25 protein-coding genes are annotated in these 22,139 nt (G+C 64.3%); 8 read left to right on the top strand and 17 right to left on the bottom strand.

Annotated features, from left to right (window positions below; all coding sequences use genetic code 11):
* Positions 1-56 precede the first annotated feature (56 nt).
* The 5 genes from BJA_RS07505 to BJA_RS07485 all read left to right on the top strand — a co-directional run bounded on the left by BJA_RS07505 (position 57) and on the right by BJA_RS07485 (position 3,520).
* A complete protein-coding gene (locus BJA_RS07505) occupies positions 57-428 on the top strand; it encodes a DUF883 family protein (protein WP_028173485.1) in 372 nt (123 codons plus the stop codon).
* A 75-nt stretch (positions 429-503) separates the two neighbouring features.
* Positions 504-959 carry a hypothetical protein gene (locus BJA_RS07500; protein ID WP_028173486.1) on the top strand — a complete coding sequence of 152 codons (456 nt, stop codon included), beginning with the start codon at positions 504-506 and terminating at the stop codon, positions 957-959.
* 256 nt (positions 960-1,215) lie between these two features.
* On the top strand, positions 1,216-2,358 hold the full coding sequence (locus tag BJA_RS07495) for an OpgC domain-containing protein (protein ID WP_038965373.1): 1,143 nt from the start codon (positions 1,216-1,218) through the stop codon (positions 2,356-2,358).
* A gap of 84 nt (positions 2,359-2,442) precedes the next feature.
* Positions 2,443-3,051, top strand: coding sequence for a TetR/AcrR family transcriptional regulator (locus BJA_RS07490; protein WP_038965372.1), 609 nt, complete (start codon positions 2,443-2,445; stop codon positions 3,049-3,051).
* A 109-nt stretch (positions 3,052-3,160) separates the two neighbouring features.
* Positions 3,161-3,520 carry a RidA family protein gene (locus BJA_RS07485; RefSeq protein WP_011084278.1) on the top strand — a complete coding sequence of 120 codons (360 nt, stop codon included), beginning with the start codon at positions 3,161-3,163 and terminating at the stop codon, positions 3,518-3,520.
* A gap of 12 nt (positions 3,521-3,532) precedes the next feature.
* On the opposite strand, the gene BJA_RS07480 is transcribed toward BJA_RS07485, so the two are convergent.
* From BJA_RS07480 to urtA, 15 genes are all read right to left on the bottom strand, one after another.
* Positions 3,533-5,191, bottom strand: coding sequence for a CHASE domain-containing protein (locus BJA_RS07480; RefSeq protein WP_011084277.1), 1,659 nt, complete (start codon positions 5,189-5,191; stop codon positions 3,533-3,535).
* 298 nt (positions 5,192-5,489) lie between these two features.
* Entirely contained in the window at positions 5,490-6,113 is a 624-nt protein-coding gene (gene ureG, locus BJA_RS07475; protein WP_011084276.1) for an urease accessory protein UreG, read from the bottom strand.
* Positions 6,114-6,272: 159 nt separating this feature from the next.
* Entirely contained in the window at positions 6,273-7,001 is a 729-nt protein-coding gene (locus BJA_RS07470; RefSeq protein ID WP_011084275.1) for an urease accessory protein UreF, read from the bottom strand.
* Positions 6,982-7,650 carry an urease accessory protein UreE gene (locus tag BJA_RS07465; protein ID WP_038965371.1) on the bottom strand — a complete coding sequence of 223 codons (669 nt, stop codon included), beginning with the start codon at positions 7,648-7,650 and terminating at the stop codon, positions 6,982-6,984. Before BJA_RS07465 ends, BJA_RS07470 begins: the two co-directional genes overlap by 20 nt.
* Before the next feature lie 14 nt (positions 7,651-7,664).
* A complete protein-coding gene (locus tag BJA_RS07460) occupies positions 7,665-7,964 on the bottom strand; it encodes a putative quinol monooxygenase (RefSeq protein WP_011084274.1) in 300 nt (99 codons plus the stop codon).
* A gap of 121 nt (positions 7,965-8,085) precedes the next feature.
* The gene (gene ureC / locus BJA_RS07455; protein ID WP_038965370.1) at positions 8,086-9,801 is read right to left on the bottom strand and encodes an urease subunit alpha; all 1,716 of its coding nucleotides are present in this window, start codon (positions 9,799-9,801) and stop codon (positions 8,086-8,088) included.
* A 37-nt stretch (positions 9,802-9,838) separates the two neighbouring features.
* Positions 9,839-10,378 (bottom strand): HD domain-containing protein, encoded by a 540-nt coding sequence (locus tag BJA_RS07450; protein WP_011084272.1) that lies wholly within the window; start codon positions 10,376-10,378, stop codon positions 9,839-9,841.
* Between the two features lie 3 nt (positions 10,379-10,381).
* Complete coding sequence (locus BJA_RS07445) at positions 10,382-10,687, bottom strand: urease subunit beta (protein WP_011084271.1); 306 nt, start codon at positions 10,685-10,687, stop codon at positions 10,382-10,384.
* Between the two features lie 112 nt (positions 10,688-10,799).
* The gene (locus BJA_RS07440) at positions 10,800-11,102 is read right to left on the bottom strand and encodes an urease subunit gamma (protein ID WP_007605424.1); all 303 of its coding nucleotides are present in this window, start codon (positions 11,100-11,102) and stop codon (positions 10,800-10,802) included.
* Positions 11,103-11,126: 24 nt separating this feature from the next.
* Positions 11,127-11,957, bottom strand: a complete 831-nt coding sequence (locus BJA_RS07435; RefSeq protein WP_011084270.1) for an urease accessory protein UreD — start codon at positions 11,955-11,957, stop codon at positions 11,127-11,129.
* A gap of 32 nt (positions 11,958-11,989) precedes the next feature.
* Entirely contained in the window at positions 11,990-12,685 is a 696-nt protein-coding gene (urtE, locus tag BJA_RS07430) for an urea ABC transporter ATP-binding subunit UrtE (protein WP_011084269.1), read from the bottom strand.
* Between the two features lie 3 nt (positions 12,686-12,688).
* Complete coding sequence (urtD, locus tag BJA_RS07425; RefSeq protein WP_011084268.1) at positions 12,689-13,450, bottom strand: urea ABC transporter ATP-binding protein UrtD; 762 nt, start codon at positions 13,448-13,450, stop codon at positions 12,689-12,691.
* A 5-nt stretch (positions 13,451-13,455) separates the two neighbouring features.
* Positions 13,456-14,625, bottom strand: a complete 1,170-nt coding sequence (gene urtC, locus BJA_RS07420; RefSeq protein WP_011084267.1) for an urea ABC transporter permease subunit UrtC — start codon at positions 14,623-14,625, stop codon at positions 13,456-13,458.
* Positions 14,622-16,229, bottom strand: a complete 1,608-nt coding sequence (gene urtB / locus BJA_RS07415; protein ID WP_011084266.1) for an urea ABC transporter permease subunit UrtB — start codon at positions 16,227-16,229, stop codon at positions 14,622-14,624. The genes urtC and urtB overlap by 4 nt, the downstream gene beginning before the upstream one ends.
* An 87-nt stretch (positions 16,230-16,316) precedes the next feature.
* Positions 16,317-17,645 (bottom strand): urea ABC transporter substrate-binding protein, encoded by a 1,329-nt coding sequence (gene urtA / locus BJA_RS07410; protein ID WP_028173500.1) that lies wholly within the window; start codon positions 17,643-17,645, stop codon positions 16,317-16,319.
* Between the two features lie 479 nt (positions 17,646-18,124).
* Between urtA and BJA_RS07405 the strand changes: the two genes are divergently transcribed.
* The 3 genes from BJA_RS07405 (at position 18,125) to BJA_RS07395 (ending at position 20,520) form a co-directional block, all read left to right on the top strand.
* Positions 18,125-19,717, top strand: a complete 1,593-nt coding sequence (locus BJA_RS07405; protein ID WP_011084264.1) for a DEAD/DEAH box helicase — start codon at positions 18,125-18,127, stop codon at positions 19,715-19,717.
* A 23-nt stretch (positions 19,718-19,740) separates the two neighbouring features.
* Positions 19,741-20,031: a translation initiation factor IF-1 gene (gene infA, locus BJA_RS07400; protein WP_011084263.1), complete on the top strand. Its 291-nt coding sequence runs from the start codon at positions 19,741-19,743 to the stop codon at positions 20,029-20,031.
* Positions 20,032-20,307: 276 nt separating this feature from the next.
* A complete protein-coding gene (locus BJA_RS07395) occupies positions 20,308-20,520 on the top strand; it encodes a cold-shock protein (RefSeq protein WP_011084262.1) in 213 nt (70 codons plus the stop codon).
* Between the two features lie 127 nt (positions 20,521-20,647).
* Here the strand turns inward: BJA_RS07395 and BJA_RS07390 are convergent, their stop codons facing one another.
* Complete coding sequence (locus tag BJA_RS07390) at positions 20,648-21,145, bottom strand: pilus assembly protein N-terminal domain-containing protein (RefSeq protein ID WP_011084261.1); 498 nt, start codon at positions 21,143-21,145, stop codon at positions 20,648-20,650.
* 154 nt (positions 21,146-21,299) lie between these two features.
* Positions 21,300-22,127, bottom strand: a complete 828-nt coding sequence (locus BJA_RS07385; protein WP_011084260.1) for a sterol desaturase family protein — start codon at positions 22,125-22,127, stop codon at positions 21,300-21,302.
* Between the last annotated feature and the right edge of the window lie 12 nt (positions 22,128-22,139).

Here is a 22,139-nt window from a genome sequence, read left to right as displayed (position 1 = left end):
TCCGTCACGACGAAACGTTTTCCGCCCATCTCACCGCCAACAGTTCGGAGTTTGCGATGTCAATAGCCGACGGCGAAACCAGGATGAGAGACTGGATCGACAAAGCCACCGCAGAACGCCTCGAGAAGGATGTAGCAGCCGTGAAAAACGATATCGCCGCCCTCACCGACCAGATAACCGACGCGCTCAATACCTTCGCCAATTCGGCCGGAAAGCAGGCCCGGCGCGGCTACAAGCAAGCGCGCGAGAACATGGATTCGACACTCGACGACATGTCCGAGCGCAGCAGCGCGATGATGGGCGCGGCGCAGGATGCCTATGGCTCGATCGAGGAGACGCTGGAAGACGCCATCACCGCGCGGCCGCTCGCGACCGTCGGTATCGCGCTCGGCATCGGCTTCCTGATCGGCGCCGCCTGGCGCCGGTAAAGCGCGGGACGGACCCTGGGATCGCGGCGGCGCGGCCGCCGCCTCAGGCTTGTGGGGGGATTGAGGAGCAAGGGCATGTTTCAGCGCATTATCGACGGCATCAGCGCCTCGACCGGGACGACGGTCCGTCTGACATCGCTCGCCGCAGCCGCCGCATTCGCGCTCTTCATCACGACGTGCTTTCTTTGCGCGGCCGCGTTCATCTCGGTGCTGGATAAGTACGGCCCGGTGCAGGCCTGCCTCGCCGGCGCCGGCATCTTCTTCCTGCTGACGCTCACCGCCGCGGGCACCTATTGGGGCTACAAGCGCGAGGTGCAGAAGCGCGCCCAAATCGCGGCCGAGCGCGCCGCGAAGTCGGCGGCCGCGAGCATGCTGGCCGATCCCATGCTGCTCGCCACGGGACTCCAGATCGTTCGCGCCATCGGGGTCAGGCGACTGTTGCCGATCCTGGCGATCGCCGGCGTCGCACTCGGAATCATGGCGAGTAGGACCAGCGTCTCCGACGAGGCATCGGCTGAACCTGCCGAGTAACGGTCCGGGCGCGCGGACTGCGAATCTCACACCGCCAGAGGTCGCCGGCTTCGGAAGCGCGAGCTGCTGCGAAGCAGATCGTCTTTGCAAAAATTGCGTGCCAGGCGGGTCAAGGGCGGACACGCGAGCGCACCGGCGCGCCCTGCGTAATTTTTCGCCAGTCGGGACAAACCGGCCCTCCTCACGCAAACGCTACTCGGATAGGCAGGCGGTTGCCGGTAAAAGCATCACCCTGATTCCCAAAGCTATTTTACTCATGAAACCGTCCGTCAAGGCGAACCTCGCCGCATTCCATCACGACGCCAGGCTGTATTTGACGCTCGGCATCGCCAACTGGTCGGTGTTCGTCGACCACATCCCGAACAACGTCGTCAACCTGCTGACGCTGCGCAATTTCGGCTTCAGCGGCGCCGCCGACCTGTTCGTGTTCGTGGTGGGCTATGGCGTCGCCATCATCCACGGCAGGATGGCGCTGGAGCGCGGCTACGTCGTCGCGGCGACACGCATCTTTCGCCGCGTCTGGCGGCTCTACGCCGCCTATGTCGTGCTGTTCGTGATCTATATCGACACCATCGCCTACGTCGCCTCGCAATCGATGGCGCCGGAGATCATCCACGAATACAACATCTCGGGCATTCTCGAGCACCCTCTGCGAATCCTGGTCCGCGGCCTGGTGCTCCAGGAAGAGCCGCTGAACCTCGACCTGCTGCAACTGATGATCCCGCTGATGGCGTTCTTTCCGCTGGTGCTGTGGGGGCTGCTGCGAGGACCGAACCTGACGCTGGCGGCATCGGTCGCGCTGTACGTCGCGGCGCGCTGGTTCGACTGGAATTTCCGGGTCTATCCGGACCAGGAGTGGACCTTCAATCCGCTGTGCTGGCAGATGCTGATGGTGCTGGGCGGCTGGTTCGCCGTGACAGGCGCATCCGGCCGTGCGCTCCACGGAATGTCCTGGTTGCGGATCCTCGCGGGCGCCTATCTCGTCTTCGCGATGGCCGTCACCCTGATGCGCCACTCGCCGGCACTGTCCGCCTATTTGCCGGACCTGCTGCTCAACAGCATCGCGCCGACCGACAAGGAAAACCTCGCGCCCTATCGCGTGGTCCACTTCCTCGCGCTCGCGTTCATCGCAACCCATCTCATTCCGGCCGATCATCCCGGCCTGAAATGGCGGCCGCTTCAGGCGGTGATCATATGCGGCGAGGAATGGCTCGCGGTGTTCTGCGTCGCGGTGTTCCTCTCCTTCGCCGGCCATCTCATCCTGATCACCGGGCCGAACCTGGTGGCGATGCAGGTCGCGGTGAGCATCGTTGGCTTCGCCGCGATGACCGCGGTCGCCTATTACATCACCTGGTCGAAGCGGCAGGACCTGCCTGCGGCCTTGCGGCAGCAGACCTGACAACATAATCGTGCGATTCTGCTAGGCCGAGACCTGTGGCTGCGCTATGCGGAGGGACTCTGCGTGAGGAGACCGGGCGTGGCGATGGCGAAAGGCGGGGGTGAAGAGGCTGACAGCGCGCCCCGGCGCGGCCGGCCGCGGTCGATCGAGACCACCAACGCCATCCTCGAAAGCGCCTATGCGCTGATGGCCGCGACCGGCCTTGCCGCCACCACCATCGACGCGGTCGCGCGCCACTCCAGCGTCTCCAAGATGACGATCTACAAATGGTGGCCGTCGCGCGAGGCGCTGCTGATCGACGCCTTTCTCCACCATGCCGCGCAGATGCTGCCACTGCCCCCGGTGAGCTCCGGCACGCCCGCGGCACGCGCACGCCGCCATGCCGCGGCCTATGCCGAGGCGCTCCGGGGCGAGTTCGGCAAGGTGCAGCTCGCCGTCATCTCCGAATGCATCTCCAAGACCGGCTCGGCGGAGCTGTTCTACGCACGCTACCTGCAATTCCGCCGCGACGCGCTGGTGGAGATGATCGCCGCAGGCCAGAAGGACGGCAGCGTCCTGGCCGAGGGGGCGCCCGAGGACCTCTGCGACGCGATCTATGGCGGCCTGTTCTACCGCTACGTCTTCGGCATCGCGCCGATCACGCCGGCTTACGCGCGCAATCTGGTCGACCTCGTGCTGCGGCCGAAGGGCTAGATCAGGCGCTGAAAATGCCCACCGTCCGTCCCCGACTCAAGTTCCACGCCTTGGTGATAAGAACGCGCGGACATCTCACGTCTTTTCCCACAGGAGCATCAGTCTCATCATGATCAAACGCATCTTGCCATACGAAGGATTGCTCCACGAAGTGGTCGAGCATGGAGGCGTGCTTTACATCGGCGGAATCGTCGCCGAGGACACGAGCCTCGACATGTCAGGTCAGGCAAACGACGTGCTTGGCCAATTGTCGCGTCTGCTGAAGACTCTTGGATCCGACCTGGCCAACGTATTGCAGGTGACCATCTTCGTTACGAATCTCGGCGAGAAGGCTGCGTTCAATGCGGCCTGGAAAGCGCACTTTGCCGAAGCCCATCTGCCGGCACGCGCCGTCGTCGGCGTGGCCGATCTCGGTTCAGGCGTCAAGCTCGAGATGACCGCAATCGCGGCTCGACCGACCTCGAGCTGAAGCGCGCGAGGTTTATCGCACAGGCCTCACCGGGGCCGAGAGCTTGTCCGTGCGGTCGCGCTCGCTCATGTCGACGACCGTCTCCATCGGAGCAATCAGCTCGTAGACATAGGAGACATCGGTAAAGTAGCGCTTGGCGGTGCCGCCGAGCGCTTCGGGCGCGACGCGGTCGAGCAGGATCAGGCCGAAATCGGAATCGGGACGGCGCGTCGCCTCGCTGGTGTTGAACTCCTCCCAGCGGAAATGGAAGACCTCGTCGGTCCCCTCGCCCGTCACCGTCCAGTTGGCGGTGATGTGCGGATGCTTGCCGACCAGCGACAGGCCTTCGTCCGAATGCGAGGCGAGCTCGAAGAACAGAAGTGACAGGCTCTGCGCCGCACGCGCGCTCACCGCGATGTCGGGACCGGTGACGGCGATGCGGTCCGCATGCGGAATGGCGCGCGCCTCGAACAGGCCCTTCAACTTGACGCCCTGCCACTGGCTCTCGCTGAGCAGCGAGACCACGTTGGACATGGCGTGGATGCGGCCGATCAGCAGCTCGCGCGCGCCGTCGATGTCCGCGCCGTGGCGCAGCGTGCGCGTCACGATCGACTGGATCACCGCCAGGATGTTCTTGACCCGGTGGTTGAGCTCGTCGATGACGGCGGTCAGGCGGCGCTCGAAGCCGATCCGCACCTGGATCTCCCGGCTGAGCCGCAGATTGTTGTAGGCGACATAGCCAAACAGGCCGCACACCATCGCGGTGATCGCAAAGCCGATCGCCGCCACGATGATCGCGGTCTGCTCGGCGCGCCGCGCCGAGTTGGTCTTTGCGTAATAGCCGAGCTGCCAGTCGCGGCCGCCGAAGCTCACGGTGCGCGTCGCCGATGGCGCCGGCCCGTCCGCCGCCGTCATGCGCGTGGAGACGATACCCTGGTCGTTGGCGACGAGCTCGCCGCCGTCCTTGCGCGGGTCCTTGAGCGCGACCGCGAACAACGACATGTCGTCGTTGGTCAGCATCAGTGATGCCAGCTCATAGGAGAATGTGATGAAGCCGACGGGCTCGGTCGCGCCTTCGGGAATGACGGGGGCCGCGACGATGACGCCGACCGGCCCGTTGTTGCGCAGGAGCGGCACCGGGTCGGAGGCGACCGACCTCTTCTCGATCCTGGCCCGGGCGAGCATCGCGCTGCGCACCGGGTCCCGGTCATAGCTGCGGCCGGGCAACCCTTTGGTCTCATCGCTGCGCGGCTCGAGATCCATCAGCACGTCGATCGGCTGGGTGAGGCTTGCGGGATCGATCGGCTTGTCGCCGTAGTCGCGGATCTGCGGCTTCGGGAAGCCGGCGGCCGCGATCGCGGCCTGCGCCGCAGCAAGCTCGTTCGGCTGGAGCCGGGCGACCCAGCCGGCCACCACGAAATCGGTCTTGAAGGCGTAGATCGCCGAGCGCAGCGGCTCCAGCATGTTGGGCTTGAGTACCGATGGCGCGCGGAACAGGCCTGAGGCGACACGGGCGAGCAGTTCGCGCTCGGTCAGCCGGTCCTGCACCAGGCTCGCATGGACGTCGATCGCACGTGCGAGCGCGATCCGGTCCAGCGCCAGCTCCTGGTCGTGGACGCGATAGGCCGCAAGCCCGGAAAGCATGGCTCCGAGCAGAGCGATGAAGCCGATGATGAAACCCAGCCGGACCACGCGACTACTCAGACGGAAGCAGGAGGTCGGCAATAAACACGGAGCATATGAACGCAGCTCGAACGGCCATGTGCCGAAACAGGATGAACCCCGATGGCGGAGATAATGAAGGAGGAGGCATCAGTACGCAACTTGGGTCGCATGAAAAGCTTAATCCGCCCGGCCGGTCGTCCGGCCGGAATGGATTTGCCCCGGGTACCGGAGGTAATTAATCGCCGTGTCCGAAATTTGTTCCGCGGATACGGTCCTGCCTCAGGCGTTAACGGCGGAAAACCCCTGTGCCAAGTCGTCGCGTTCGTCAGCCGGCCCGTTTCAGGCCGCCTTTGGCCTCGATGAAGCCGACGATGCGGTCGAGCCCCTCGCTCTTCTTCAGGTTGGTCATGACAAAGGGGCGCGCGCCGCGCATGCGCCTGGCGTCCGTCTCCATCTTCTCCAGGGAGGCGCCGACATGGGGCGCAAGATCGATCTTGTTGATGACCAGGAGGTCGGAGCGGGTGATGCCGGGGCCGCCCTTGGACGGGATCTTGTCGCCCGCCGCCACGTCGATGACGTAGATGGTGAGGTCGGCAAGCTCCGGGGAAAAAGTGGCAGCGAGATTGTCGCCGCCGGACTCGATCAGCACGAGGTCGAGGCCGGGGAATTTCGCGCGCATGTCCGCGACCGCCGCGAGGTTCATCGAGGCATCTTCGCGGATCGCGGTATGCGGGCAGCCGCCGGTCTCGACACCGGCAATGCGATCCGGCGTCAGCGAGCCCGAGCGCACCAGGAATTCGGCATCCCATTTGGTGTAGATGTCGTTGGTGATCGCCGCGATGTCGTAGCGCTCGCGCATGGTCTTGCAGAGCAGATCCATCAGCGCGGTCTTGCCCGATCCGACCGGACCGCCGACGCCGACACGCAGGGGGCCGTGAGACGTAGCCATTGATTCTTTCCTATCGTCGTCCTGGCGAAAGCCAGGACCCATTACCACCGAAGTTCATTGTCGCGGCGGACTGAGGCCACATCCCTCCATGACCACAGGCATTCGTGGTTATGGGGCCTGGCCTTCGCCGGGACGACGGCAGAATGTGATGCAACGCGCTCACGACCGAAACAGCCGCGTATACTGCGTCTCGTGCCGCAGGCTGGCGAGATCGGCGCGGAATGTCGCGCTGCCAAGATCGTCCAACGTCGCGCTCAGCGCACGAGTTGCGGTCGCGGCGACCGCGGCTTCCAGCCGCACCAGCACGCGCTGGCTGTCGGTCTGGCCGAGCGGAATGAGGCGGCTGGCCGCGGAAATCCAGTTCGAGACCACAGCGTGCAGGAAGGCGTGCAGCGTCGGCGCCAACGGCACGCCGTGCATCGCGGCGACCACACCGACCGCGACGGGATAGACCAATGGCGTGCGGCATGCCGCAACCATGGCGTCCAGCCCCTCCGCATCCCACGCGGCGCGGGCGATGTCGATGAAGGCGCGGCCCTGCGACGTCGTCTCGAGCTGCCGCTCGCGCGAGGGCACGAAGGCGCTCGCGAGCTCAGCGATGTCGCGCAACGAGGTCTCCTCGCCCGCCTCAGTGGCGCGATAGGCCTGGACCAGGAACGTCGCATCGCAGAAGCCCGAACCGTCGCCGAGCATAGTATCGAGCCAGTCGGCGAGCGTCGCCGTGTCGGTGATGTCGCCCGCTTCGACCGCCCATTCGATCCCGCTGGAGTAGGAGAAGCCGCCGACGGGAAACGCCGGCGACAGCCAGGTCATCAGCCGGTACAGCGCCGCCGCCTCGCGCGCGGCGAGGTCACCGGCATTGACCGGCTCATTTGTGGTCATGAGCATGCTTGTGGCCGTGGTGGTGGTCGGGATGGTCGCAATGCTCGTCGTGATGATGGTGATCGTGCTCATGGTCATGCGCGGCATGATCATGATGGTCGTGGCCGTGATGATCATGACCATGGTGGTCATGACCGTGGTGATCATGATGATGGTCGCCATGATCGTGGTGGTGATGGCCGTGATCATGATGCGCATGGTCATCGTGGCCATGCGCATGACCGGCGTCGGCATAGGCGCCGCCTTCGGGATCGAATGGCGCCTCGATCTCGACGACACGCGCGCCGAGCCCCTTCACCATGGCCTCGATGACGTGGTCGCGGCGGATGCGCAAGGCTTTGGCCATGATCTGCGTCGGCAGATGACGGTTGCCGAGGTGCCAGCCGACGCGGATGAGGTGGTGCGGATCGCGGCCGCGGATCTCGAGCAGCGGCTCGGGCGCCGCAACCACTTCGACCAGCCGGCCGTCCTCCAGCACCAGTGCATCGCCGCCGCGCAGTGCAACGGCGTTCTCCAGGTCGAGCAGGAATTCGAGCCCCCGCGTCCCCGTCATCGCCATGCGGCGGCGGTGCCGATCGTCGAAATCGAGCACGACCGTGTCCACTGGTGCTTCGGTGAAGCGGTGCTGTCCCCTAACCTGCGTCGCCCGGATCATTGGCTTCTACCCTGTTACCGTGTCTCGACCTTCTCGGGCGTAATGATTTCGACCTTCGGCGGCGCCATGAAGCATTTCACCGCAATGCGGCCGAACGTCTTCATGTGCTCCATGGCGCGATGCGGCACCAGCGCCTCGGCGCTCTCCCACTGCTCGACGAACACCATCTTGGTCGGATCGGTGACGCTTTCATGCATATCATAGGCGATATTGCCGGGCTCTTTCCGCGTCTCCTTGATGCAGGCGGTGGCGCCTGCAATGAATTCGGCGCGCGTCTCGGGCTTGATGGTCAAGGTGGCAACGACGTAGATCACGAGAAATCCTCCCGGCTTTTCTTCTGGGTTCAAGATACCGGGCGGGACATTAGACCAGGCGGGATCGAACGCAACACCGTAAAACCGTCCCCGGACAGGCTCCGGGGACCGGGGCGCTATTTCAGTACATGAAATATCGCTGCGCCATCGGCAGCACTTCGGCAGGCGCGCAGGTCAGGAGCTCGCCGTCGGCGCGGACCTCATAGGTCTCCGGATCGACCTCGATATTGGGTGTTGCGTCGTTGTGGATCATGCTCTTCTTGGAGATCCTGCCGCGGGTGTTCTGGACGGCATAGAGCTTCTTCTCGATACCGAGCTTGCGCGCCAGCCCGCCGGTGATCGCGGCCTTGGAGGTGAACACCACGGAAGATGCGGTGCGCGCCTTGCCGAAGGCGCCGAACATCGGCTGGTAGTGCACCGGCTGCGGCGTCGGGATCGAGGCGTTGGGATCGCCCATCGGCGCGGCGACGATCGTGCCGCCCTTGACGATGCAGTCCGGCTTGACGCCGAAGAAGGCCGGCGACCACAGCACGAGATCGGCAAGCTTGCCCTTCTCCACCGAACCGATCAGCTTCGACACGCCGTGCGCGATCGCGGGGTTGATCGTGTATTTGGCGATGTAGCGCTTGACGCGGAAATTGTCGTTGTCCTTGCCCTTGTCCTGCGGCAGCGATCCGCGCTGCTTCTTCATCTTGTCGGCGGTCTGCCAGGTCCGGATGATGACTTCGCCGAGGCGGCCCATGGCCTGGGAGTCCGAGGACATCATCGAGAGCGCGCCGAGATCGTGCAGGATGTCCTCGGCCGCGATGGTCTCCTTGCGGATACGGCTTTCGGCGAACGCAAGATCTTCCGCGATCGAGGGATCGAGGTGGTGGCACACCATCAGCATGTCGAGATGCTCGTCGATGGTGTTGCGGGTGAAGGGGCGCGTCGGGTTGGTCGATGACGGCAGCACGTTCTTCAGCCCTGCGACCTTGATGATGTCGGGGGCGTGACCGCCGCCGGCGCCCTCGGTGTGGAAGGCGTGGATGGTGCGGCCCTTGAACGCCTTGATCGTATCCTCGACGAAGCCGGATTCGTTCAGCGTATCGGTGTGGATCATGACCTGGATGTCGTAATCGTCGGCCACCGACAGGCAGTTGTCGATCGCGGCCGGCGTGGTGCCCCAATCCTCGTGCAGCTTCAGCGCGCAGGCGCCGCCCTTGATCATCTCGACCAGCGGCGCGGGGCGCGAGGCGTTGCCCTTGCCGGAAATGCCGAGATTGACCGGGAAGGCGTCGAACGACTGGATCATCCGCCCCATGTGCCACGGGCCCGGCGTGCAGGTCGTCGCAAAGGTGCCGTGCGAGGGACCGGTGCCGCCGCCCAGCATCGAGGTGACGCCGCTCATCAGCGCGTGCTCGATCTGCTGCGGGCAGATGAAATGGATGTGGCTGTCGAAGCCGCCGGCGGTGAGGATCTTACCCTCGCCCGCGATCACGTCGGTGCCGGGGCCGATGATGATGGTGACGCCCGGCTGGATGTCGGGGTTGCCGGCCTTGCCGATCGCGGAGATCATGCCGTCCTTGATCGCGACGTCGGCCTTCACGATGCCCCAGTGGTCCACGATCAGCGCATTGGTGATGACGGTGTCGGCCGCGCCCTGCTTGTTGGTGACCTGCGACTGCCCCATGCCGTCGCGGATCACCTTGCCGCCGCCGAACTTCACCTCCTCGCCATAGACGGTGAAATCCTTCTCGACCTCGATGATGAGATCGGTGTCGGCCAGCCGCACCTTGTCGCCGGTGGTCGGGCCGAACATGTCGGCATAGACGGAACGTTTGATCTTGACGGACATCACAGGCCCCGTTTGCGTTTGAATGTCTTGATGGTGCTCACAGCGAAGCTCTCGCCGTACGCACTGCGTCGTCGAATTTCTGATCGAGCCACGGATTGCCGCCGCGACAACCGGCGACCACCTGCTCGGCCCAGCCGGTATAGTCGACGAGATCGTCACGCTCCTCGGCGGTCGGATCGGAATGAATGCGTGCGCCGACATTGCTGATCTTGTCGGCGATCTTGATCAGTTTTGCGCCCGCAGATTTCTTCGGCGCATCGACCACCTGCCGCCGGCGCCGCTCGGCTTTCGGCAGGTTCATGTCATCGGTGCACTCGACGACGAGAGATGCGATACGCTCGGAGAATTTTTGCGCGAGCTCTTCACGCGTGGTCTCGGTGTCCTCGATGACATCATGTAGCCAGCCGGCGGCCACGAGCTCGGCATCCCCACCATCGGTCGCCGTCGCGAGCAGGTTCGCGACCTCGGCAAGGTGATTGATGTAAGGCTCGTTCCCCCGCCCCTTGCGCGCCATGCCGTTGTGCCGGCGCGCGGCCAGGTCAGCGGCTTCAGAGATGAGGCGGACGGCGGAAAGCATGCCTCACAGCTTCCCCATCACGTCGCCACGGAAGCCGTAGATGGTCTTCTTGCCGGCGAGCGCGACGAGCTGGACGTCGCGGGTCTGGCCGGGTTCGAAGCGGACGGCGGTGCCGGCGGCGATGTCGAGGCGCATGCCGCGGGCCTTCTTGCGCTCGAATTTCAAGGCCGGGTTGGTCTCGAAGAAATGGTAGTGCGAGCCGACCTGGATAGGGCGGTCGCCGGTGTTGGCGACCGTCAGCGTCACGGTCTTGCGGCCGGCATTGAGCTCGATCTCGCCGTCCTGAATGAAGAGTTCACCGGGGATCATCTCTGTCTTCCTCCGTCATTCCGGGGCTCGCGGAACGAGAACCCGGAATCTCGATCAACAATCTCTGGATTCCGGGTTCGCCCTGCGCGCGCCCCGGAATGACGAATTCAAATCACCTGATCGGCTCGTGCACGGTGACGAGCTTGGTGCCGTCCGGAAACGTCGCCTCGACCTGGATGTCGTGGATCATTTCGGGGATGCCCGGCATCACCTGGTCGCGGGTCAGCACCTGCGCGCCGGATTGCATCAGCTCGGCCACGGTACGGCCATCGCGCGCACCTTCGAGGATGAAATCGGAGATGATCGCGATCGCCTCGGGATGGTTGAGCTTGACGCCGCGGTCCAGCCTGCGGCGCGCCACGATGGCGGCCATCGAGATCAGAAGCTTGTCCTTTTCGCGGGGAGACAGGTTCATGCGAAATCTCTTCCGTTCAACACGTCAATTCAACCACAGCCGCGGCAACGCCGCACCGGTGCGCGCCAGCACGGCCATCATGTCGGCGCGCAAGCGCGCCGCATCTTGGGCACAGAACCGCGCCATTGCAAAGCCATTCCAGGCCGATATCCCGACCTCGCCGGCGAAGGATTCCGAGGCCTCCCGAATGCGCTCGATGAGCGCCTCATCGCCGGGCACGATCAAGGCCGTGCCGATTGCCGCGCCCCCCTTGGCCACCGCGGACCTCGCGAGTTTCGCACCGATATCACCGCCCAGCCTGACGGTCTCAGCAAAGACGAGTCGACCGCCGCGAGAGAGCCGCCATCGGTCGACGAACTCGCCCTGCTCCATCCGCTCACCCATCGCAGTGCGTCCGAACACCACGATCTCGCAAAGCAGGAGCGAGGCCGCCTCATCGAGCGCGATGTCGAAGCGACGATGGACACGGGCACGATCAAACAGGATGGTCTCCTGCGGCAGCCAGGACAGATGCGCGCCTGCGCCGACCTTCAGGGCGATATTGAGCTCCGCCGCCGGGCCCGGCGCGCGATAGACCTTTTCGGCGGCCGCCGTGGTCAGCGTCAGCCGCGCGGCATCGGCCGCCGATATCTCGACATCGAAGCGATCACCGCCGGCAACGCCACCGGCCGTGTTGACGAACACGCCGGAGAGACCTTCATCCTCGGGCGAGGGAAAGCGCACGCGCAGCGAGCCGGATTCATGCAACACGCCGCGCCGTGTTACGCCGTCCCGCGCATGCACGTCGAACCTGACCGCGCCGCGGGCGCGATTGGCCTCGAATATGCTGGACGTGACTGATAGTTCGCTGCGCATCCGCCTCCCCAGCCGGTCGCGACACAAATGGCTTACAGAGCCATCTGACGGCTGATCTCGCTCGCGTCGAGATTGGTGCGGTCGCAGGTGAACTTCACCGCGCCGCGATCCATCACGGCGAAACTGTCGCCGAGTTCGCAGGCAAAGTCGAGATATTGTTCGACCAGCACGATGGCGATGTTGCCGAGGTTGCGCAAGTAGGAGATGGCGCGGCCGATGTCCTTGATGATCGAGGGCTGGATGCCCTCGGTCGGCTCGTCGAGCAGCAGCAGCTTCGGCCGCATCACCAGCGCACGCCCGATCGCGAGCTGCTGCTGCTGGCCGCCGGAGAGATCGCCGCCGCGGCGGCCGAGCATGGATTGCAGCACCGGAAACAGCGAGAACACGTCATCCGGGATGTGCCTGTCCTCGCGCTTGAGCGGACCGAAGCCGGTCTTGAGATTCTCCTCGACCGTGAGCAGCGGAAAGATCTCGCGGCCCTGCGGCACGAAGCCGATGCCCTTGCGCGCCCGCTCGTAAGGCTTGAGGCCCGTGATGTCGCTGCCGTCGAACACGATCGCGCCGGAGGAGATGGGATATTGCCCAACCATGGCCCGCAGCAGCGAGGTCTTGCCGACGCCGTTGCGCCCGAGCACGCAAGTCACCTTGCCGGGCTCGGCCGCAATCGAGACGCCGCGCAGCGCCTGCGCCGCACCGTAGAACAGGTTGATGTCTTTGACTTCGAGCATCGGTCAGCGTCCCAGATAGACTTCGATGACCCGCTCGTTGGACGAGACCTGGTCGATGGTACCTTCCGCGAGCACCGAGCCTTCGTGCAGGCAGGTGACCTTGACCCCGAGTTCGCGCACGAACGTCATGTCGTGCTCGACCACCATGACGGTGTGGGTCTTGTTGATCTCCTTCAGCAGCTCGGCGGTGAGATGCGTCTCGACGTCGGTCATGCCGGCGACGGGCTCGTCGACCAGCAAGAGCTTCGGATCCTGCGCCAGCAGCATGCCGATCTCGAGCCATTGCTTCTGGCCGTGGCTGAGGCTGCCGGCCAGCCGGTTGCGCGCCTCGGTGAGGCGGATCGTCTCCAGCACTTTGTCGATGCGCTCGGACTCGGCCTTGCTGCCACGCCAGAACAGCGTGCCCTTGACGCTGTGATCGACATTGAGCGCCAGCAGCAGGTTGTCCTGCACGGTCTGGCTCTCGAACACGGTGGGCTTCTGGAATTTGCGGCCGATGCCGAGCTCGGCAATCCGGGTCTCATCCAGTCGCGTCAGGTCGGTGACGCCGTCGAACAGTACGGTGCCCTCGTCGGGCTTGGTCTTGCCGGTGATGATGTCCATCATCGTGGTCTTGCCGGCGCCATTCGGGCCGATGATGGCGCGCATCTCGCCGGGCTCGAGCGTCAGCGACAGATTGTTGATGGCGTGAAAGCCGTCGAAGGAGACGTGCACGCCGTCGAGGTAGAGCATTGCGGAGGTCGCGCGGGTGTCCATGACGTTCATTGCGCCTACTCCGCCATCTTTGGTTCGGTGACGCCGTCCTCGGCCGCGGCACTCGCCGTGGTCGCCGCGGGACGTTTTTCCTTCGACGCGTCCCACCAGGTGTTGAAGGTGCCGACGATGCCCTTGGGCAGCAGCAGCGTCACCAGGATGAACAGCGCGCCGAGCATGAACAGCCAGTACGGCGCCAGCATGCCAGAGGTGAAGAACGTCTTGGCATAGTTGACGACGACGGCGCCGAGCGCCGCGCCGACCAGCGTGCCGCGGCCGCCGACCGCGACCCAGATCACCGCCTCGATCGAATTGCCCGGCGCGAATTCGCTCGGATTGATGATGCCGACCTGCGGCACGTAGAGCGCGCCGGCAACGCCGGCCATGCAGGCCGACACCGTGAACACGAACAGCTTGTAGGATTCGACCCGGTAGCCGAGGAAGCGGGTGCGCGATTCCGCATCACGCACCGCGATCAGCACCTTGCCGAGCTTGGACGAGACGATGGCGCGGCAGACCAGGAAGCCCAGGATCAGCGCCAGGCAGCTCAGCGCGAACAGCGCGGCGCGAGTCCCTTCCGCCTGCACGTTGAAGCCCAAAATGTCCTTGAAGTCGGTCAGGCCGTTGTTGCCGCCGAAGCCGAAATCGTTGCGGAAGAAGGCGAGCAGCAGCGCATAGGTCATCGCCTGCGTGATGATCGACAGATACACGCCGGTGACGCGGGAGCGGAAGGCGAGCCAGCCGAAGCAGAAGGCGAGCAGGCCCGGCACGACCAGCACCATCAGCGCGGCGAACCAGAACATGTCGAAGCCGTACCAGTACCAGGGCAGCTTCGAATAGTTCAGGAACACCATGAAGTCGGGCAGGATCGGGTTGCCGTAGACGCCGCGGGTGCCGATCTGCCGCATCAGGTACATGCCCATCGCGTAGCCGCCGAGCGCGAAGAAAGCGCCGTGGCCGAGCGAGAGGATGCCGCAATAGCCCCAGATCAGGTCGATCGCGAGCGCCAGGATGGCGTAACAGACATACTTGCCCCAGAGCGCGACCAGATAGGTCGGCACTTGCAGGAACGAGCCCGCGGGCAGCAGCAGGTTGGACAACGGGATCAGCACGCCCAGCGCGGCGACAACCAGCAGGAAGATCGTCGCGCTGCGGTCCAGTGATCGCGTCAGCATGTGAGGGGTCATGCTTCCACCGCACGGCCCTTGAGCGCGAACAGACCGCGCGGCCGCTTTTGAATGAAAAGGATGATGAGAACCAGGATGGCGATCTTGCCGAGCACGGCGCCTGCGACCGGCTCCAGGAACTTGTTGGCGATGCCGAGCGTGAAGGCGCCGACCAGCGTGCCCCAGAGATTGCCGACCCCGCCGAACACCACGACCATGAAGCTGTCGATGATGTAGCTCTGGCCGAGATTGGGACTGACATTGTCGATCTGCGACAGCGCCACGCCGGCGATGCCGGCAATGCCCGAACCCAGGCCGAAGGTGAGCGCGTCGACGCGCGAGGTGGCGATGCCCATCGAGGCCGCCATGCGCCGGTTCTGCGTCACCGCGCGCATCTCCAGGCCCAGCGCGGTGTAGCGCAGCATCGCGAGCAGGATCGCGAACACGGCGAGCGTGAAGCAGAGGATCCAGAGCCGGTTATAGGTAATGGTGATCTGGCCGAGCTCGAAGGCGCCGCTCATCCAGGAGGGGTTGCCGACCTCGCGGTTGGTCGGGCCGAACATGGTGCGGACCGCCTGCTGGAGCACCAGCGACAGGCCCCAGGTCGCCAGCAGCGTCTCCAGCGGACGGCCGTAGAGGAAGCGAATGATGCTGCGCTCGATCAACACGCCGATCGCGCCGGCGACGAGAAAGGCCAGCGGCACGGCGATCAGCAAGGAATAGTCGAACAGGCCGGGATAGCGGGTGCGGATCACCTCCTGCACCACGAAGGTGGTGTAGGCCCCTAACATCACCATTTCGCCGTGGGCCATGTTGATGACGCCCATCACGCCGAAGGTGATGGCAAGCCCGATCGCCGCGAGCAGCAGCACTGAGCCGAGCGAGAGGCCGTACCAGGCATTCTGCACCGTGGACCAGACCGCGAGCGAACTCTGGATCGAGCCGATCGCACTCGCGGCGGCCTTGGTCACCGAGGCCGGCTGGTCGCCCATGCCGGTGAGCAGCGCCATCGCCTCCTGGTCGCCGCGCGCCCTGAGGGTGGCGACGGCCTCGAGCTTCTCGACCTCGGTGGCGTCCGGCTTGAACAGCAGGATCGCCGCGCGGGCTTCGCCGAGCGTAGCCTTGACTGATTTGTTGGTTTCCTTGGCGAGCGCGGCATCGACGGCTTCGAGCGCGGTCTCCTCATGCGACTTGAAGACGGATTGCGCGGCCTGGAGGCGCGTTCCGACGTCCGGCGACTGAAGCGTCAGGCTGCCGACCGCGGCATCGACGCTGCGGCGAAGACGGTTGTTGAGGCGGACCGCGCTCGCACTGTCGGGAACGCTGGCCACCGCCTGGCCGGTCGCGACATCGATCGACTTGCCGTCGGTGCCGGTGACGTAAACCTTCTTGCTGTCCGGATCGGCCATGAGGCGGCCGTCCTGGAGCGCGCTGATGATGGGGAAGGCCAGCGGATTGCCGCTGCTCGCGACCACGCCGATCGCCTCTTCCGTGTCGGAATAATCATCGTTGGCGAATTTGGCGACCGCATCCTCGAACGGACCGGCGAAGGCCGGCAGTGCGAACGCGATCAGGAACAACGAGAGCAGGAGCGAACAGAGGCGGGCGGACAAATTAGCTGGCACTGTGAATGACCCCGGCAGAAATGAGTGGAGAAGGCGGCGGGATCGCCGCCCTCTCCGGTCGCGTGCATAGATACGGTCAGGCCCGGATCAGGAGCCCGAACCCAGGCACTTGTTGGTCTTGGTGTTGAAGTTGCCGCACTTCTTGCCGACCCAATCGCCGATCAGGTCCTTGGAGCCGTCGAGCTCCTTCGACCAGGCATCGCCCGCGACAAGACCCGGGGTCTTCCAGACCACGTCGAACTGGCCGTTGCCCTTGATCTCGCCGATGAACACCGGCTTGGTGATGTGGTGGTTCGGCAGCATCTTCGACACGCCGCCGGTCAGGTTCGGCGCCTCGATGCCGGGAAGCGCGTCGATCACCTTGTCCGGATCGGTCGACTTCACCTTCTCGACCGCCTTCACCCACATGTTGAAGCCGATCACGTGCGCTTCCATCGGGTCGTTGGTCACACGCTTCGGGTTCTTGGTGTAGGCCTGCCAGTCCTTGATGAACTTCTCGTTCGATCCGTCCTTGGTCTTGATCGACTCGAAGTAGTTCCAGGCGGCGAGATGGCCGACCAGCGGCTTGGTGTCGATGCCGGCGAGCTCTTCCTCACCCACCGAGAACGCGACCACCGGGATGTCCTTCGCCTTGATACCCTGGTTGCCGAGCTCCTTATAGAAGGGAACGTTGGCATCGCCGTTGATGGTCGAGACCACCGCGGTCTTCTTGCCGGCCGAGCCGAACTTCTTGATGTCGGCCACGATCGTCTGCCAGTCGGAGTGACCGAACGGCGTGTAGTTGATCATGATGTCTTCCTGGGCGACACCCTTCGACTTCAGATAGGCTTCCAGGATCTTGTTGGTGGTGCGCGGATAGACGTAGTCGGTGCCCGCGAGCACCCAGCGCTTCACCTTCTCGTCCTTCATCAAATAGTCGACGGCGGGGATCGCCTGCTGGTTCGGCGCAGCACCCGTGTAGAACACGTTGCGCTCGCTCTCCTCGCCCTCGTACTGCACGGGGTAGAACAGGATGTTGTTCAGCTCCTTGAAGACCGGGAGCACCGACTTGCGCGACACCGAGGTCCAGCAGCCGAACACGACCGAGACCTTGTCCTTGGTGATCAGCTCGCGCGCCTTCTCGGCGAACAGCGGCCAGTTCGAAGCAGGGTCGACGACGACGGCTTCGAGCTTCTTGCCGAGCACGCCGCCCTTCTTGTTCTGCTCGTCGATCAGGAAGAGGATGGTGTCCTTCAGCGTGGTTTCGCTGATGGCCATGGTGCCGGAGAGAGAGTGAAGCACACCGACCTTGATGGTGTCGTCCGCGGCCTTCGCGCCGGAAATGGAGGCCAGACCGAGCATCAGTCCGGCGGTCGCGGCGAGCACGCCGCGGCGGCTAAATGACGCCGCTATATCGTGAGTGGATTTGGTGCGCATTTGTGTATCATCTCCCTGACGCAGACGTGAAAACGCTGCGAAACGGCCCCACGGCCGCCTGCGATTAACGGAATCGCAAGAACCATGCCATGGGCTAGACACGCACCAAGGCATTGATTCTGCTTTATAATCTAGCAAAAATCGAAGTTTCGCCGGGAGCTAGTTGCTCAAGATTTGTGCAAAGAAATTGTATTCTAATGCGGCAGACAGTTCATTTATTGAGCAAAATGACGCCTCTGTCTAAATTTCCGGCATAACTATTTCTGCACTGCAATCGCCGTTTAGGGCCAGCCTGCCTTGAAAGCGCCCGCTCAATGTTCCATATGACGGTCGAGACCTCTTGCGAATCAAGGGGTCGTTGCGAGCCGCGTGTTCTTAAGCCCTCTACGGGCCTCTGGCTTGCCCCATATCTCCCAAGCCATCCGACACCCCAAACACGCAGGTGTCTTCTCGACACCCGTTTGCGCGCGCCGCGCTGAATGCGCCGGGCGCCCGCTTTTGACATGGAAAGAACCCATCTTTTGACTTCGTTTCAGGACTTCGGCCTCGCCGAACCGATCGCTCGTGCTCTCTCCGAAGAGAATTACGTCACCCCCACCCCCATCCAGGCCCAGACCATTCCCACGGCGTTGACCGGCCGCGACGTCGTCGGCATCGCCCAGACCGGCACCGGCAAGACCGCGTCCTTCGCACTGCCGATCCTGCATCGCCTGCTCGAGCACCGCATCAAGCCGCAGCCGAAGACGACCCGCGTCCTGGTTCTGTCGCCCACCCGCGAGCTGTCCGGCCAGATCCTCGACAGCTTCAACGCCTATGGCCGCCACATCCGCCTGTCCTCGACGCTCGCCATCGGCGGCGTGCCGATGGGCCGCCAGGTCCGCTCGCTGATGCAGGGCGTCGAAGTGCTGGTCGCCACCCCCGGCCGCCTGCTCGACCTCGTGCAGAGCAACGGGCTGAAGCTTGGCAGCGTCGAATTCCTCGTGCTCGACGAGGCCGACCGCATGCTCGACATGGGCTTCATCAACGACATCCGGAAGATCGTCGCCAAACTGCCGATCAAGCGGCAGACGCTGTTCTTCTCGGCCACCATGCCCAAGGACATTGCCGAGCTCGCCGACTCCATGCTGCGTGATCCGGCCCGTGTCGCGGTGACCCCGGTCTCCTCGACCGCCGAGCGCATCAACCAGCGTATCCTCCAGGTCGACTTCTCGGCCAAGCCCGCCTTCCTGACCAAGCTCCTGAAGGACGAGCCGATCAACCGCGCACTGGTCTTCACCCGTACCAAGCACGGCGCCGACAAGGTCGTGAAGACGCTCGAGAAGGCCGGCATTGCCGCCAGCGCCATCCACGGCAACAAGTCGCAGAACCATCGCGAGCGCACGCTCGCCCAGTTCCGCTCCGGCGACATCCGCACGCTGGTCGCCACCGACATCGCCGCCCGTGGCATCGATGTCGACGGCATCACCCACGTCATCAATTTCGACCTGCCCAACGTGCCCGAGACTTACGTCCACCGCATCGGCCGCACCGCGCGCGCCGGCGCTGAGGGCACCGCGATCTCGCTGGTCGCAGGCGGCGAGGAGCTCAGCTATCTCCGCGACATCGAGCGGCTGATCAAGGTGGCGCTGCCGCGCGAAGACCTCCGCACCGATGCCGGCCGCCGCGATGCGGGTCCGCCCCCGTCGCAGCAACGACAGGGCCGGCCGGGCCGCCCGGGCCAGCGTCCGCAAGGCGCAAGGCATGGTGAGCGCCACGGTGACGGACGGCGTACCGACGAAAGGCACGGCGACGGACGCCACCACAGCGCCGGCAAGCAGGGTGATGGACGGCCCGGTGAAGGCCGGCATGGCGACGCGCGCCACGTCGACGGAAGGCCCGGCAGCGGCCCGAAGGCCTCAAAGGGGTCTCGTCGCCGCCGCTCCGGCGGCAAGATGCACTCTTCGCAAACCGACCGCCCTGAACAGCGTTCCGCGCATAGCGCTGGGACGCCTGATGGGATACAAGGCGTTGCCTTTTTGCGCCGGGACAGTCGGCCGATGGGCCAACCAACTCGCAAACCCTATTCGCACTAGCCGTCCACGACCTGGAGACATTCATGGCTAAGGAAGAGCTGATCCAGTTCGAAGGACTGGTCACCGAAATCCTCCCCGACGCCCGCTACCGCGTGCAGCTCGACGCCGGGCACGAGATCGTTGCCTACACCGCCGGCAAGATGAAGAAGAACCGCATCAAGACGCTCGCGGGCGATCGCGTGACGGTGGAGATGTCGCCCTACGATCTCGAGAAGGGCCGGCTGATTTTCCGCCACAAGGACGAACGTCCCGCAACATCCGGCGGACCGCCGCGGGGTGGCGCGCAGCGCGGTGGCCAGTTCCGCCGCCGCTAGGCGGCGAACGACGATTCCGCGCGCAAGCGCGGAATCGAAATGCTGACCTGTATGCTGATCTGCCGCGCACATCGCGGCGGATCAAAAAATCGTGCGCGTCAGGATTGTTTTGAAGCCTCATTTCCAATAAAATGAATTAATCGATTTTCGGCCGGACGACATTGGCATCCACCGGTACAGCCGGTTCAGACACGCTGACGACCCTTCCAGAAATTCGATCTAACCTGCCCGCGCGAGCGGGCTCTTACATTGTGTATCTGAGAAGGAACTACCCCCGTGAGCATGGGAACCGTGAAGTGGTTTAACGCGACCAAGGGCTTTGGCTTCATCCAGCCCGACGACGGCGGCAAGGACGTGTTCGTGCACATCAGCGCCGTCGAGCGCGCCGGCCTCGGCACGCTGCGCGAAGGCCAGAAGATCTCCTACGAGATCGTTGCCGATCGCCGGTCCGGCAAGTCGGCCGCCGACAATCTTCGCTCCGCCGGCTGAGCCGACGGAGCTTCGGCTCGCGCGAACGAGCCAACGCAATAGAAAAAGGCCGTGCGTGACGCACGGCCTTTTTTTTCATGTTCGAAGAACGGGGCGGTCCTACCAGTTGGCCTGCTGGTTGGTCTTGCTAGTTGGTCTTGGCGCCCGCGCCGGCGTTGCCGCTGGCATTGCTGCTCAGCGAACCGGCCTGGCTCATCGTGGTGTTGAAGAAGTTGTCGCTGTCGCCCAGCGTCACGCGACGCTGGCAAATCGGCATGCAGCTATAGGACTCACGCTCGACCCCGCGGTAGACGGTGACGAGCCGGTCGCTCGGACCTTCGACCTGGATCTGGCGGTCGACCAGGATCTCGCCGCCCCTGTCGAGCGCGATGAAGTTGGTGGCGCCGTAGCCCTTCCCGGTCACGACGATCATGCCACCGGGCTGCAGCGTGACGTCGGCGATCAGGGGATTGCCGACCACGATGGTCGCCACCTTGCCGGGCAGCCGGACCAGCTTGGCCTGGTCGACATTGACGGCGATGGTATCGGCGGTGGATTCGGCAAGACCGGCAGCCGGCGATGCCAGCACCGCGGCCGCAACCAGAAGACACACGCGCGCATGGCGGCGCAGCAGTTCTTTACGCATACTCTTACCCCCGGGACGTCACAAACTGGCAGAAGCGATTGATACAGCGGAGCCGGCGCCCGACCGCGCTAACCTGCCCTCAATTCGTGAACGTTCCGCAAATTCGCCGACTATTGTTTGAGCGGACTGGCGTTTTAAGGTCCTCGCGGTCGTGCTAGCGGCGGAACGGATAAGCGAGCTGGCCCGCGATCTCCCTGGGCATGGTCGCTTCGTCCTTGCCGTAATCCTGCGGCAGTTGCCCCTCCGGCATGCGGAAGGTGCCGAACAGCACGTCCCAGAGCGGGAAGGTCCCGGCGAAATTGGTGTCGCCGCCCTCCTCGAGCGAGGTGTGGTGCCAGCGGTGGAATACCGGCGTCGCCAGCACGTATTTGAACGGTCCGAAGGTCCAGTTCAGATTGGCGTGCACGAAGGCCGAGTGGAAGGTCGTGAACGGGGCAAGCCAGATCATGACATTCGGGGAAATGCCGGCCATCAGCAGCACGACGTCGACCCCGATCGAGCCGAGCACGAGATTGACGGGATGGAAGCGGGCCGCCGAAATCCAGCTGATCTCCTCCGAGGAGTGATGGATCGCGTGATACTTCCAGAACTCGCCGCCGTGGAACAACCGGTGCAGCCAGTACAGCATGAAATCCGACAGGACCAGGAAGAGGACAGCCTGGGCCCAGAGCGGCAATAGCGCCAGCGGGCCGTGGCCATTGTCGTAGAAGGCGATGAGACCGTCGGCATCGTGGATGTTGAAGAGGAGACTCGCGCCGACGATCAAGAGCCCGATCCGCATAGTGCGGGCGAACACCGGAACGAAGAACCAATAGCAGATGTCGGTGACGATCTCCCGCTTGCGCCACCAGGGCGTGCCGGGATTGCAGGCCCAGAAATGCTCGAGCACGGTGAAGACCGCCGCGAGCGCGAGAGTGATGGGGACCACCTTCGCGATGGTCTCGCCGAGCATCAGGGCGACTTGCATGGGCAGGCTCGACATCGTCGCCTCTCT

This window comes from Bradyrhizobium diazoefficiens USDA 110 (assembly GCF_000011365.1).
Taxonomy (GTDB): domain Bacteria; phylum Pseudomonadota; class Alphaproteobacteria; order Rhizobiales; family Xanthobacteraceae; genus Bradyrhizobium; species Bradyrhizobium diazoefficiens.
This window is presented reverse-complemented; position numbering and strand designations above follow the sequence as displayed.

Bases quoted from the DNA above. Each gene is read 5' to 3' on its own strand.
- BJA_RS07505 (WP_028173485.1), top strand. From the start codon at position 57: ATGTCAATAGCCGACGGCGAAACCAGGATGAGAGACTGGATCGACAAA.
- BJA_RS07500 (WP_028173486.1), top strand. From the start codon at position 504: ATGTTTCAGCGCATTATCGACGGCATCAGCGCCTCGACCGGGACGACG.
- BJA_RS07495 (WP_038965373.1), top strand. From the start codon at position 1,216: ATGAAACCGTCCGTCAAGGCGAACCTCGCCGCATTCCATCACGACGCC.
- BJA_RS07490 (WP_038965372.1), top strand. From the start codon at position 2,443: ATGGCGAAAGGCGGGGGTGAAGAGGCTGACAGCGCGCCCCGGCGCGGC.
- BJA_RS07485 (WP_011084278.1), top strand. From the start codon at position 3,161: ATGATCAAACGCATCTTGCCATACGAAGGATTGCTCCACGAAGTGGTC.
- ureG (WP_011084276.1), bottom strand. From the start codon at position 6,113: ATGGCTACGTCTCACGGCCCCCTGCGTGTCGGCGTCGGCGGTCCGGTC.
- BJA_RS07470 (WP_011084275.1), bottom strand. From the start codon at position 7,001: ATGCTCATGACCACAAATGAGCCGGTCAATGCCGGTGACCTCGCCGCG.
- BJA_RS07465 (WP_038965371.1), bottom strand. From the start codon at position 7,650: ATGATCCGGGCGACGCAGGTTAGGGGACAGCACCGCTTCACCGAAGCA.
- ureC (WP_038965370.1), bottom strand. From the start codon at position 9,801: ATGTCCGTCAAGATCAAACGTTCCGTCTATGCCGACATGTTCGGCCCG.
- BJA_RS07450 (WP_011084272.1), bottom strand. From the start codon at position 10,378: ATGCTTTCCGCCGTCCGCCTCATCTCTGAAGCCGCTGACCTGGCCGCG.
- BJA_RS07445 (WP_011084271.1), bottom strand. From the start codon at position 10,687: ATGATCCCCGGTGAACTCTTCATTCAGGACGGCGAGATCGAGCTCAAT.
- BJA_RS07440 (WP_007605424.1), bottom strand. From the start codon at position 11,102: ATGAACCTGTCTCCCCGCGAAAAGGACAAGCTTCTGATCTCGATGGCC.
- BJA_RS07435 (WP_011084270.1), bottom strand. From the start codon at position 11,957: ATGCGCAGCGAACTATCAGTCACGTCCAGCATATTCGAGGCCAATCGC.
- urtE (WP_011084269.1), bottom strand. From the start codon at position 12,685: ATGCTCGAAGTCAAAGACATCAACCTGTTCTACGGTGCGGCGCAGGCG.
- urtD (WP_011084268.1), bottom strand. From the start codon at position 13,450: ATGAACGTCATGGACACCCGCGCGACCTCCGCAATGCTCTACCTCGAC.
- urtC (WP_011084267.1), bottom strand. From the start codon at position 14,625: ATGACCCCTCACATGCTGACGCGATCACTGGACCGCAGCGCGACGATC.
- urtA (WP_028173500.1), bottom strand. From the start codon at position 17,645: ATGCGCACCAAATCCACTCACGATATAGCGGCGTCATTTAGCCGCCGC.
- BJA_RS07405 (WP_011084264.1), top strand. From the start codon at position 18,125: ATGCGCCGGGCGCCCGCTTTTGACATGGAAAGAACCCATCTTTTGACT.
- infA (WP_011084263.1), top strand. From the start codon at position 19,741: ATGGCTAAGGAAGAGCTGATCCAGTTCGAAGGACTGGTCACCGAAATC.
- BJA_RS07390 (WP_011084261.1), bottom strand. From the start codon at position 21,145: ATGCGTAAAGAACTGCTGCGCCGCCATGCGCGCGTGTGTCTTCTGGTT.
- BJA_RS07385 (WP_011084260.1), bottom strand. From the start codon at position 22,127: ATGTCGAGCCTGCCCATGCAAGTCGCCCTGATGCTCGGCGAGACCATC.